This is a genomic window from Modicisalibacter radicis (assembly GCF_900961225.1).
In the GTDB taxonomy this organism is placed as follows: Bacteria; Pseudomonadota; Gammaproteobacteria; order Pseudomonadales; family Halomonadaceae; genus Modicisalibacter.
The window spans coordinates 25427-37930 of the sequence record NZ_CAAHFN010000061.1; the positions used below are offsets into that span (position 1 = coordinate 25427).

At 62.7% G+C, this 12504-nt stretch carries 10 protein-coding genes and 1 tRNA gene; 9 read left to right on the top strand and 2 right to left on the bottom strand.

Features of this window, described 5'->3' with window-relative positions; translation table 11 throughout:
* The first annotated feature begins 48 nt into the window (after positions 1-48).
* Both HR9077_RS09800 and HR9077_RS09805 read left to right on the top strand, forming a co-directional pair.
* On the top strand, positions 49-1179 hold the full coding sequence (locus tag HR9077_RS09800; RefSeq protein WP_244613135.1) for a type 2 periplasmic-binding domain-containing protein: 1131 nt from the start codon (positions 49-51) through the stop codon (positions 1177-1179).
* A gap of 70 nt (positions 1180-1249) precedes the next feature.
* Positions 1250-3214, top strand: a complete 1965-nt coding sequence (locus HR9077_RS09805; RefSeq protein ID WP_136066824.1) for a tripartite tricarboxylate transporter permease — start codon at positions 1250-1252, stop codon at positions 3212-3214.
* Positions 3215-3373: 159 nt separating this feature from the next.
* Here HR9077_RS09805 and HR9077_RS09810 read toward each other — a convergent pair whose 3' ends face one another.
* On the bottom strand, positions 3374-4264 hold the full coding sequence (locus HR9077_RS09810) for a LysR family transcriptional regulator (protein WP_136066825.1): 891 nt from the start codon (positions 4262-4264) through the stop codon (positions 3374-3376).
* A 300-nt stretch (positions 4265-4564) separates the two neighbouring features.
* Here HR9077_RS09810 and HR9077_RS09815 point away from each other — a divergent pair, with 300 nt between their 5' ends.
* The 5 genes from HR9077_RS09815 to HR9077_RS09835 all read left to right on the top strand — a co-directional run bounded on the left by HR9077_RS09815 (position 4565) and on the right by HR9077_RS09835 (position 9775).
* A complete protein-coding gene (locus HR9077_RS09815; RefSeq protein ID WP_136066826.1) occupies positions 4565-5599 on the top strand; it encodes an amino acid ABC transporter substrate-binding protein in 1035 nt (344 codons plus the stop codon).
* A gap of 116 nt (positions 5600-5715) precedes the next feature.
* Complete coding sequence (locus HR9077_RS09820; protein WP_136066827.1) at positions 5716-6873, top strand: amino acid ABC transporter permease; 1158 nt, start codon at positions 5716-5718, stop codon at positions 6871-6873.
* 9 nt (positions 6874-6882) lie between these two features.
* Entirely contained in the window at positions 6883-7998 is a 1116-nt protein-coding gene (locus HR9077_RS09825) for an amino acid ABC transporter permease (RefSeq protein ID WP_136066828.1), read from the top strand.
* Positions 7995-8789, top strand: coding sequence for an amino acid ABC transporter ATP-binding protein (locus tag HR9077_RS09830; RefSeq protein ID WP_136066829.1), 795 nt, complete (start codon positions 7995-7997; stop codon positions 8787-8789). The genes HR9077_RS09825 and HR9077_RS09830 overlap by 4 nt, the downstream gene beginning before the upstream one ends.
* The gene (locus HR9077_RS09835) at positions 8786-9775 is read left to right on the top strand and encodes an isoaspartyl peptidase/L-asparaginase family protein (protein ID WP_136066830.1); all 990 of its coding nucleotides are present in this window, start codon (positions 8786-8788) and stop codon (positions 9773-9775) included. The genes HR9077_RS09830 and HR9077_RS09835 overlap by 4 nt, the downstream gene beginning before the upstream one ends.
* A 202-nt stretch (positions 9776-9977) precedes the next feature.
* Here HR9077_RS09835 and HR9077_RS09840 read toward each other — a convergent pair.
* Positions 9978-10064 (bottom strand) — tRNA-Leu (locus HR9077_RS09840).
* A 193-nt stretch (positions 10065-10257) separates the two neighbouring features.
* On the opposite strand from HR9077_RS09840, the gene queA reads away from it, so the two are divergent.
* Both queA and tgt read left to right on the top strand, forming a co-directional pair.
* The gene (gene queA / locus HR9077_RS09845; RefSeq protein WP_136066831.1) at positions 10258-11295 is read left to right on the top strand and encodes a tRNA preQ1(34) S-adenosylmethionine ribosyltransferase-isomerase QueA; all 1038 of its coding nucleotides are present in this window, start codon (positions 10258-10260) and stop codon (positions 11293-11295) included.
* Positions 11296-11370: 75 nt separating this feature from the next.
* The gene (gene tgt / locus HR9077_RS09850) at positions 11371-12489 is read left to right on the top strand and encodes a tRNA guanosine(34) transglycosylase Tgt (protein WP_136066832.1); all 1119 of its coding nucleotides are present in this window, start codon (positions 11371-11373) and stop codon (positions 12487-12489) included.
* The last annotated feature ends 15 nt before the right edge of the window (positions 12490-12504 follow it).

Sequence of the window (12504 nt, forward strand, 5' to 3'; positions counted from 1 at the left end):
AACGAATAAATCCACCCAAAGAGCAACACAAGAACAAGGAGTCACGCCATGAGTCCCTTGAACACCCAACGGACACTCACTACCCGACTGAAACGCGTCGCAGGCCTGGGCCTGCTATGTGCCGGGCTGAGTGCCATGACCTTACCCCCCATTGCCAAGGCCGCGGACGCCAAGGTACCCGACAGCATCAAATGGACCATCCCCTTTGGAGTGGGTGGCGGTACCGATGTCTGGGCCCGTTTCTTCGCCCCTTGGTTCAGTAACTACTTGCCCGACGAGCCCACCCTCATGATCGACAATGTGCCTGGGGGCGGATCGATCAATGGTGCCAACCTTTTCGCGATGCGAGCCCATGCCGATGGTAGCCAGTGGCTAGGCACCTCGGCCTCGACTCAGTATCCGGCGATGCTGGGCGACCCGCGTGTACGCTACGACTATGCCGACTGGAAACCGCTCCTTGCCACGCCAACCGGTGGTGTCGTCTATGCCTCGCCGAGCCTCGGCAAGGATGCTGACAGCGCCCTGCAGGCCCTGCTCCAGGAACCGGTCAAACTCGCTGCACAGTCGCCCACAGGAGTCGAGCTACCCGTCCTGATTGCGCTCGACATGCTGGGTGTCGACATTAACCCGGTGTTCGGGATGCGTAGCCGCGGCGAGGGTCGACTGGCTTTCGAACGCGGCGAAGCGAATATCGATTTCCAGACCACCTCGGCCTACCTGAGCAATGTCCAGCCGCTGGTCGATGACGGCAAGGCCATTCCGCTGTTCAGCCTGGGCGTGCTTGACGATGACGGCAAGATCGTCCGCGATCCGACCTTCCCTGACTTGCCAACGTTCAACGAGATTTATCAGCAGACCGAAGGCGAGGCGCCGTCCGGTAACGCCTACGAGGCCTATCGCAAATTCTTCGCTTCCGGCTATGCGCTACAGAAACTGGTGATGGTGCCGGTCGATACCCCCGAGGCGCTCACCGAGGTCTATCGGCAGGCTGCCCGCGAATTCATCAAGACCGACAGGTTCAAGCAGGAGTCGACGGCTCAGCTCGGGCCCTACACGCCCATCGTCGGCAAGACGGTCTCGGCCCATCTCGAGGACGCCATGGCGATCAAGGACGAGACCCGTCAGTGGCTGATCACCTGGCTGGCGGACAAGTTCGACGTCCACCTGGCCACGCGCTGATCTTCCCGGCCTCGTCGCATGGCGACGGGGCCGGCTCGATTTTCGATACGACAACGCGAAGAACCACGCCATGCTCGATATTCTTCTCTCCAGTCTGGGACAGGTCTTCACCCTCTCCCATCTTCTCTACATGATGCTTGGGGTCATCGTCGGCCTGATAGTCGGCATCATTCCCGGCCTTGGCGGCATAGCCGGCATGTCGTTGCTGCTGCCCTTCCTGTACGGCATGGACCCCTCGGTAGCCTTGGGAATGCTGATGGGGTTGGTGGCAGTCATTCCTACCGGCGACACCTTCGCCTCTGTGCTGCTCGGCATTCCCGGTTCCAGCGCTTCGCAAGCCACGGTGATCGACGGCTTCTCGTTAGCCAAGCGCGGCCAGGCGGCGCGTGCGCTGTCCAGTGCCTTCCTGTCGTCGATGATCGGCGGCTTGATCGGCGCCGTGGTACTGACCGGGTTCATCCTCATTGCCCGACCGCTGGTGTTGTCTTTCTCGTCATCCGAGCTGTTCATGTTGACATTGCTGGGCCTGTCGATGGTTGCCGTGCTCTCGGGCCGCGACCTGTTCAAGGGGCTGGCCGCATGCGGGCTGGGTCTGCTGGTCGGCGCCACAGGAATGGCGCCGGCAACCGGCGAGTTTCGGCTGAACTACGGTCTCGATTATCTCTACGACGGCTTGCCGCTGGTGGTGGTAGGCCTCGGCATCTTCGCATTGCCGGAGATCATCGACCTGCTGGCACAGCGAGGTGCCATCGCCGGCGAGCCCTGCCGGCTCGGCGCGGGCTGGCGCCAAGGCTTTCGCGACGTGCGACGGGAACGAGGCTTGGTAGCCCGTTGCGCGGGCTTCGGCAGCTTGATTGGTACCATTCCGGGGCTAGCCGGTTCGGTAGTCGACTGGATGACCTATGGCCACGCGGTACAAAGCGCCAAGGACAAAAGTGAATTCGGCAAAGGCGATATTCGCGGGGTGATCGCCCCCGAGTCGGCCAACAACGCCTGCGCCTGCGGAGCGATGGTGCCCACGCTATTATTTGGCGTGCCTGGCTCCGGCAGCGCGGCGGTGTTTCTCGGTGGGCTTCTACTGCTGGGCCTGCAGCCGGGTGTCGGCATGATCGAGACCCATCTCGATCTGACCTACACCATCATCTGGTCACTGGCACTAGCCAACATTCTCGGCGCCGGACTTTGTCTGGGGCTAGCAGGTCCGGTCGCCGGCCTCACCCGGGTACGCTTTACCATTCTTGCTCCGCTGATCACCGTTCTTATCCTGTTCGCTGCCTATCAGGCGACCCGCTCCACCGGCGACCTGATCGCTCTGGCAGCAGTGGGTGCCGTTGGCGTTCTGTTCAAGAAGGCCGCCTGGTCGCGTCCAGCCTTCCTGATCGGCTTCGTGCTGGCTCCCGGTGCCGAAACCTACTTCTACCAGGCGGTACAGTTTCAGGGCAGCGCAGCCTTCGCCCGTCCCGGCGTGCTGATTATTGGCGCGCTGATCCTGGCGGTGCTGTTTATCCCAGTCCTCAAATCACTATGGCAGCAACGCCGGCAGACGAAAGAGGGCGGAGGTACTGACGCCAAGGCGGCCGCTCCAGTCGACAAGGAGCAAGCCAGACTGGGTGGCGTGGACGTGCTACTGCTGGGGGGTCTGCTGGGCCTGGCCGCGTTCGCCTGGAGCGACGTCGCTGGCCTATCGCTACTGGGCAGCGTGTTCCCCAAGCTGGCTATCGCCATCATGGCGCTGGGCAGTCTGGCCGAAATCGCACGACATGCGGTGCGACGCCCACAATGGCAACGTCAGACGTGCCGTGAGGAACTGGTCTGGCTGGCGGGCTTCTGCACGCTGATCGCGACCGTCCTGGGACTGGGCTTCATCAGCACTGCCGCTCTGTTCTGCCTGACATTCCTGCTGGGCATCGCCCGGCTGAAGTTATGGACGGCGGCAGGGATGGCGGTTGGCGTGGTCGCCTTCCTGGTTGGCATGGCACATTTCCTGACCCTCACCTATCCCAGCGGGGTTCTCGACCCCTGGCTCTTCAGCTAAACCCTCCACGACATGCCGCTTCCCACCGTAACGGGTAGCGGCAGCATCAGGCGCGGCCCCGCCTGCATCTTCATGCCGGGCTGGAAGCATCCGATAACTTTGCAGGCAGGTCCTGGCCAGGCTTGGCACGCTCTGGTGGGCGCGGCAAAGGATCATCTCTCAGATGGAAGCGCTATCGCTTTTCAAGCGTTCCCAAAAGTCGCTGGCCACGGCATTGCGATTACCCAGCCAGCGCACCAGGATGATCTCCACATGGTCCGCCGGCATCTGCGGGTAAATCCGTACCAGCCTGCCGTCTTCGATGAGTGGAGCGGACATGCTATGCGGCATACAGGCTATGCCTTGGCCCATCGCGACCATGGGCTTGAGCGCTTCGGATACGGTCGCCTCGAAAACCCGCTTCAGGCGAGAGGGCTCGGGGTGCCGTTCGACCTGCGCTCGCGAAAGCTCGTGCAATTGAGCGGTGCGCGAGTAGGTCAACCAGGGGATCGTGCCCTGGGAACTTCGGCACAACCGGGCCAGCTCCGAGGTGCCCACCCAATACAGCTCGTCATGCCCCAGCGATAGCACTTCAAAGTCATCACGCTGAAAGTAGCGCTGCGATTCGTCATCTCGATAAAAGAGGATGAAATCGCTGCGCCCCGACATCAGCGACATATAGTAATTTTCCGTACTCTTGTGCCCCGTATCGATACGGGTGAACAATGGCGCGTCCTGCGTGGAATAGCGTGAGATCCATTGCGGAAAGAAGTTGCATGCCAGCGTATGAAGCGAGGCAAACGTCAATGGCCGATCGATGACCTTGACGCTCTGCTCGCATTCATGAGACAGCCGGACCAGCTCAGCCGCGGCGGGTGTCAACGCCTCACCCGAGGCAGTCAGGCGAATCGGCGTCCTGCCACGATCGAACAGCTGCATGCCGAGGTGGGCTTCCAGTAGCTGGATACGCCGGCTCAGCGTCGACTGTGAGCAATTTCGAAGACGTGCAGCGGCGGTGAACTTGCCCGTTTCGGCGAGCGCCAAGAAATCCGCGTACCAGATGATGTCCATGACGCCTCATTGGGTCCCGACACGGCTAATTGCCGGCCGTTTGATAACCGTAACGTACCGACTCAAAAGTATCAGGTTATGCACATATTCGATAGCCGATACGACTGTGACGATCAATCGTCGCTAGAGCTGCCCTGGTCAGGTGCGTAATGTTAATTGGGCCTGAAGCGGCGCCATGGGCCAACGATGCATGGATCCGATAGCGCGACAGCACCATGGCGGACCTGCATTCGTACGATGACGCTTCACCCTACCCCAGCGAGGGTTTCAAATGAACGCGACGGAATAGAAGGAAGACACATGCAAAACAACAACATGTTGGGAAAGATCGCCGCCCTGGGACTCATGAGCCTGGGTGCCGCCTATGCCGGCGCCGCCCAGGCCAGCCTGCTCGACGACGTACAGGCACGAGACGCTCTGCGCTGCGGGGTCAGCAGCGACAAGGCCGGATTCTCCTACCTGACCGACGACGGCCGGTGGAGCGGCATGGATGTCGATTTGTGTCGCGGTGTTGCGGCCGCGGTGCTCGGCGACGCCAGCAAGGTGGAATTCGTGGTCACCACGGCAAAGAATCGTTTCACGGCACTCGCCTCCGGAGAGATCGATGTGCTGTCACGCGCCACGACCTGGACGGCCTCGCGGGATGCCAACCTGGGCGCCGACTTCACCACACCCTGGTTCTATGACGGCCAAGGGGTGATGACACATGCCGACTTTGGCATCGCTTCTATCGAAGAACTCGATGGCGCTGTCTTCTGTCTATCGCCAGGAACCACGTCCGAACAAAACCTGGAAGATTACTTCGGTCGTCGCGACCTGAGCTATCGCACCGTGGTCATCGAAAAGAGTACCGAGTTGTACAATGCCTTCCAGAAGGGGCGTTGCGATGCCATTACCAACGACATGAGCGGCCTGGCCTCGCGCCGGACCCAGTTTGCCGACCCCGATGCCTTCACTCTGCTTCCCGACGCGATCTCCAAGGAGCCTCTTGGCGCCTACGTGCCGCAGGGGGATGCACAATGGCGTGACATCGTCACCTGGACCGCCTTCGCACTCATGAATGCCGAAGAGCTCGAGGTCACCTCGCATAACGTCGACACCCTGCGCGACGAGACGCAGAACCCCAATATCGCTCGCCTGCTGGGCACTGATGGACGCATCGGCGAGCGCTTCGGCCTGAGCAATGACTGGGCCTACCAGGCCATCAAGCAGGTCGGCAATTATGCGGAAATATTCGCTCGCAACGTGGGCCCCGAGACGCCGCTGAAGTTCGATCGCGGCCTCAATCGCCTTTGGAGCGACAACGGCCTCCTCTACCCCGCGCCCATCCGCTAAGCGCATCCTCGCGCTCAGGTGGTGAATGAATCGGGCCCCGGACATGGCCATGGCCGGGCGCCCGTCGCACTCCACTGCACTGCTGCGTTCGCGCGGCATCGTATCGAGAAACGCTTATGTGGAACAAACGCCTGCAAAGTGCGCGAGCCCTCAGCGCACTGCAACAAGGCGCCATCCTCGCCCTCGTCGCTGGCGCCTTCTATCTACTGGTCGTCAACGCCAGCGACAACCTCGATGCATTGGGCATCGCTTCGGGCTTCGGCTTCCTGAATGAGCGCGCCGGCTATGCCATCAGCTTTCACCTGATCGATTACACGCCGAACGACACCTATTTTCGCGCTTATCTGGTCGGCCTGATCAATACCCTGCTCGTGTCGGGATTGAGCATCGCCCTGGCCACCCTGTGCGGCGTATTCCTCGGCGTCTGCCGTGTCTCGGACAACTGGCTGCTGGGGCGGCTTAGCTATCTCGCCGTCGAGTTTCTGCGCAACGTGCCGCTGATCGTGCATTTGATCTGGTGGTACGGGCTCATGCTGGCGCTGCCCAACGTGCGCCAGGCCATTTCCCTGTTCGATGTGGGCTATCTCAGCAACCGCGGACTGACCCTCGCCTGGGCCAGCGATGGCTCGCTGATCGGTTGGGGTCTGCTGTGCGCCGTCGGTGGCGGGGCGATCGGTTATGCGCTGATGGCGCGGTACCGGAACGGCCTCGCCTGGAAAGGCTTCGGTCCGCCCGTCTGGCCCGCCATCCTCATCGGTGCCATCGTGTTGCCGCTCATCGTCTACCTGATCAGCGGTAGCCATTGGCAGTGGGACGTCCCCGTTTCTCGAGGTTTCGGTTTCAGCGGCGGCGTCAATCTCACCCCCGAACTGATGGCGCTCTGGCTGGCCCTTTCCTTCTACAGCGCCAGCTACATCGCCGAAATCGTGCGTGGCTCCATCCAGTCCGTATCGCGTGGTCAATACGAGGCGGCCCATGCCCTGGGCTTCTCCGAGATGCCCACCATGTTCCGCCTGATCGTTCCGCAGGCGATTTATCCGATGATCCCCCAGGTCACCAGCACCTATCTCAATATCATCAAGAATTCGTCGCTGGGCGTGGTGGTCGGCTACATGGAGCTGGTGTCGTCGACGGGCGGCACCACGCTCAACCAGACGGGCCAGGCCATCGAGTGCATCGCCCTGGTGATGGCGACCTATTGCGTCTTCAGCTTGATAACGTCGCTGTTGATGAATTTCTACAACTACCGCGTCAGCCTGCGCACGCACGGTTAAGGAGCTCCCATGCCACTTTCCTCGACCGTCTTGGCCACCGAGCAGCCCCATCGACCAGCACAAGCGCCGCCGCAGGATCATGGCGTCGTGCGTGCCAGACGCTGGATGAAGCAGAAGCTGTTTCCGACGGCCTTCCAGTCCGTAGTGACGCTCGTCACGCTGGCGCTGCTGGTGTGGTTCGTGCCACGCACCCTGGACTGGCTGATCTTCTCGGCGACCTTCACGGGCGACAGCCAGGCCGACTGCATCGGCGATGGCGCCTGCTGGCTACCCGTCACCCAGCGCATCGGGCTGTTCGTCTACGGTTTCTACCCCGACACGCAAACCTGGCGCGTCGACATCGCCTTCGCGCTCTCGGCGGCTATCTTTCCCCTGCTGTACCTGAAGCGTATCGATCGGCGCTGGGTGCTGGGTTACCTGATCGCCCTGCCGTTCGTGATGTGGTGGCTGCTCAAGGGCGGCGCCGGGCTGCCCGAGGTCTCGTCGACGAAGTTCGCGGGCATCCTGGTCACCGTATTCCTGGGCGTCATCGGCATGCTTTTCGCCCTGCCGATCGGCATTCTCCTGGCACTCGGCCGCCGCTCGAGCAAACCCGCCATCAAGCTGCTCAGCGTGCTGTACATCGAACTGGTGCGCTCGGTCCCCGTCATCACGCTGCTGTTCATGGCTTCGTTGATGATCCAGCTATTCTTTCCCGAAGGCTTCACCGTCGACATCCTGCTGCGGGTGCTGATCGTGCTGATCATGTTCACGGCTGCGTACATGGCCGAGACCATTCGCGGTGGCCTGCAAGGCATGCCGCGTGGCCAGTACGAAGCCGCAAGAGCGCTGGGGTTCTCCTACTGGAAGACCATGGGGATGATCATCCTCCCCCAGGTGCTGCGCAATACCATCCCGCCGCTGCTGACCCAGTTCATCGGGCTGTTCAAGGAAACCACGCTGGTCGTCGTCGTCGGCGTCCTGGATGTCGTGGGCATCGCCATGAGCACCACCTCCGCGCCCGAATGGCTAGGTCTGGAGCATGAGGTCTATCTTTTCCTGGCCTTCTTCTTCTTCACGATCTGCTTCGCCCTGTCTCGCTACGCGCGCCACCTGGAAAAACAACTGGAAAAAAGCCGCTCATGAGCACCGCACCGATCTCCAACGTCGCCACGCCTGCGCATGATGCCCCCGTCGTGCGGATCCAGAACCTCAACAAGTGGTATGACAAGTTCCACGCCCTCAAGGATATCTCGCTCGATGTCCGAAGCGGCGAACGTATCGTCATCTGCGGCCCCTCGGGGTCGGGCAAATCCACGCTCATCCGCTGCATCAACCAGCTCGAAGTACATCAGCAGGGTACGCTCGAGGTGCTGGGCGAAACGCTGGACGACAATCGTCAACGCCTGCAACGCATCAGACGCAGCGTGGGCATGTGCTTTCAGCACTTCAATCTCTTTCCTCATCTCAGCGTACTCAAGAACTGCACGCTCCCCCAGACCGCCAATCTCGGGATCGCCCAGGCGGATGCCATCGAGCATGCGTTGTCGCTCCTGGACCGTGTGCAGATGCGCGAGCACGCCAACAAGTACCCGGGTCAGCTTTCGGGCGGCCAACAGCAGCGCATCGCCATCGCCCGCGCGCTGTGCATGCGCCCCAAGGTCATGCTCTTCGACGAGCCCACCTCGGCGCTCGATCCCGAGATGATCGCCGAAGTGCTCGAGGTCATGGTGGACCTCGCCAAGGAGGGCATGACGATGCTCTGCGTCACGCATGAAATGGGCTTTGCCAGGCGCGTGGCCGACCGCGTGGTGTTCATGGATCGTGGCGAGATCGTCGAGGAGGCACCGCCCAGGCAATTCTTCGACGCACCGCGCTCTCCTCGCACCCAGCAGTTTCTGACGCAAATTCTCGATCACGGAGTCTCCAACGCATGAACCATGCCCCCATCGCCATGGCGATTCATGGCGGCGCCGGCGTCCTGACGCCCGGCCTGTTGTCCGCTCAGGATGAAAGCGACATTCACGAAGCGCTGCGACTGGCCCTCGACGCCGGCCAGCGGATACTGGAAGCGGGCGGCAGCAGTCTGGATGCCGTGGAAGCCAGTGTCGTGATGCTGGAAGAATCCCCCTGGTTCAATGCCGGCAAGGGCGCCGTGTTCACCGACGAAGGCCGCCATGAGCTCGATGCCGCCATCATGCGGGGCAGCGACCGCGCCGCCGGCGCCGTTGCCGGCGTGCATCATGTCCGCAACCCGATTCGCGGCGCGCGCGCCGTCATGGAGCACAGCGAGCATGTCATGCTCATCGGCGAAGGCGCCGACCGCTTCCTGGAAGAACGTCAGCTCCCCCAGGTCGCCAATGACTGGTACGACACGGAACTCCGGCGTCGCCAGTGGCAGGACAATCGCCTCAAGGGCGGCACACCAAACCTTGAACCCAGCCAGGCCGATCATCGAGGTGGCCAGGACGAGCCGCCCGAGGGCCACAAGTTCGGTACGGTTGGTGCAGTCGCGCTCGATCGTCATGGCCATGTCGCGGCGGCAACGTCCACCGGGGGCATCACCAACAAGCGCTACTCACGGGTCGGCGACACGCCGCTGATAGGCGCCGGCACCTGGGCCGATGACCGAAGTGCCGCGATCTCCGCCACGGGACATGGCGAGTATTTCATTCGCGCCGCAGTCGCTCATGACATCGCCGCGCGCATGCGCCACGCGCGAAAAGACCTCGAGACAGCCTGTCGGGACGTCGTCTTTCAGGAGCTGAAAGCGCTTGGCGGCCAAGGCGGGGTCATTGCCGTCTCGCCGGATGGCAGTACCCAGCTGGTCTTCAACACGCCGGGCATGTACCGCGCCTGGCGAGACGGTGAAGGAAGGCCCCATACGGCGATCTATGCGCAAGACGACAGGGTGCATGGCTGAAGCGAACTTCCTACTTTGGCTCGTGCTCATGATGAGCGCCCTGGGGCGCTCATGCACACCGCGGTCTAATGGCGCACATTAGGCTTGCAAACTCACGCGAGAGTCATCTGATACACGTTCGAAGTGTGTGGACACTTTGTTGACACATGAGGGGATGCGAATCGAGGTCAAGCACGAGGGGAATGCTAAGTGCTTGATTACATGGTGCCGGCGGTCGGACTCGAACCGACACACTGTCTCCAGCGGCGGATTTTGAATCCGCTGCGTCTACCAATTCCGCCACGCCGGCAGCGGGTCAGGATTATACGGGTCTCGCCGGGTTCGTCAATCGCCGGGCCTGACTTAATCGAGCGTGTCGATTATCATGGTGCGCCTTTGCGGGCGGCCCCTCTCGAAGAGACCCCTTCGAGCATCGCGGGGCCGCCCGCAGGCATGTTTCGCCCGTCATCGTCTTGCAACCTTACTCGAGCCTTCACGCAGCCATGCAGCGCGCCGACTTCCATTTCGACCTTCCCGACGAGCTGATCGCCCGCTATCCCAGCGAACAGCGCAGCGACTGCCGACTGCTGTGCCTGGATGGCGACAGCGGCGCCATCGAGCACCGGCGCTTCCCCGACCTGCTCGAGCGCCTGGCGCCGGGTGACGTGGTGGTGTTCAACGATACCCGGGTGATCCCCGCGCGGCTGCACGGCCACAAGGCCAGCGGCGGGCGCGTGGAGATGCTGCTCGAGCGCCCGCTCGACGCCCACCGCGGGCTGGCGCACATCCGCGCCAGCAAGTCGCCCAGACCGGGGACCGAGCTGGTCTTCGAAGGCGAGGTGCGCGCGGTGGTCGAGGGTCGTCGCGAGGCCCTGTTCGAGCTGCGCTTTCTCGGCGACACGCCGCTGATCGAACTGCTCGAACGCCACGGCCACATGCCACTCCCCCCGTACATCGAGCGCGACGACGAACTCGCCGACCGCGAACGTTACCAGACCGTCTACGCGCGGCGCGACGGCGCGGTCGCCGCGCCCACCGCCGGGCTGCACTTCGACGAGCCGCTGATGGAAGCCATGCGCGAGCGCGGCATCGAGCCCGCCTTCGTCACCCTCCACGTGGGGGCGGGCACCTTTCAGCCGGTGCGCGTCGACGACATCCGCGAGCACCACATGCACAGCGAATGGGTCGAGGTCGACGAGACGGTCAGCGCTCAGGTGCGTGCCGCCAAGGCGCGCGGCAACCGGGTGATCGCGGTGGGCACCACCAGCGTGCGCTGCCTGGAGAGCGCCTGTGCCGCCGGCGCCGATGGCCAGATCGCGCCGTTTCGCGGCGAGACCGACATCTTCATCTACCCGGGGTATCAATGGCGCTGCGTCGACGCCCTGGTGACCAACTTCCACCTGCCGGAATCGACCCTGCTGATGCTGGTGTCGGCGTTCGCCGGTTACCAGCCGGTCATGGACGCCTACCGCGCCGCGGTCGACGCGCGCTACAGCTTCTTCAGTTATGGCGATGCCATGTTCTTGACACGTAAGCCCTGACCCGCAAGACACGCTGAACTCGGCCCGCGGCGTCATTCATCTTTTTTCGAGAATTCCATGCGTAACGAATGCTTCATGAGTTTCGAGCGTCTGGCCGGCGACGGGCGCGCCCGCCGCGGCCGGCTGACCTTCCCGCGCGGCACCGTGGAAACCCCGGCGTTCATGCCGGTGGGCACCTACGGTACCGTCAAGGGCATGACCCCGCAGAGCGTCAAGGAGATCGGCGCCGAGATCATCCTCGGCAATACCTTCCACCTGTGGCTGCGCCCGGGCACCGAGGTGATCGAGGCCCATGGCGACCTGCACGACTTCGCCCAGTGGGACAAGCCGATCCTCACCGATTCCGGCGGTTTCCAGGTGTTCTCGCTGGGGGCGATGCGCAAGATCACCGAGCAGGGCGTGCACTTTCGCTCGCCGGTGGACGGCGCCAAGGTGTTCATGGGCCCCGAGGAGTCGATGGCCGTTCAGCGCTCGCTGGGCTCGGACATCGTGATGATCTTCGACGAGTGCACCCCCTACCCGGCGACGGAGGACGAGGCACGGAAGTCGATGGAACTCTCGCTGCGCTGGGCCGAGCGTTCGCGCCTCGCCCACGGCGACTCGCCCTCGGCGCTGTTCGGGATCATCCAGGGCGGCATGTATCCCGAGCTGCGCAAGCGCTCGCTGGAGGGGCTCGAGGAGATCGGCTTCGACGGCCTGGCGATCGGCGGGCTGTCGGTGGGCGAGCCCAAGGAGGAGATGATCGAGGTCCTCGATTACCTGCCGACCTGGATGCCCGATGACAAGCCGCGCTACCTGATGGGGGTGGGCAAGCCCGAGGATCTGGTCGAGGGCGTGCGTCGCGGCATCGACATGTTCGACTGCGTGATGCCGACCCGCAACGGCCGCAACGGTCATCTGTTCACCGCCGAGGGCACGGTCAAGATCCGCAATGCCAAGCATCGTCACGACACCCGCCCACTCGAGGAAGGCTGCGACTGCTATACCTGCCAGCATTTCTCGCGCAGCTATCTGCATCACCTTGATCGGTGTGGCGAAATGCTTGGTTCGATGCTCAATACCATCCACAATCTGCGCTATTACCAGCGCGTCATGGCCGGTTTGCGCGGTGCTATCGAAGCGGGTACATTGGCGGACTTCGTGAAAATGTTCTATGCACGACGCGGCCTGTCAGTGCCCGACGCGCCACAGTGAGCTAACGACGACCCT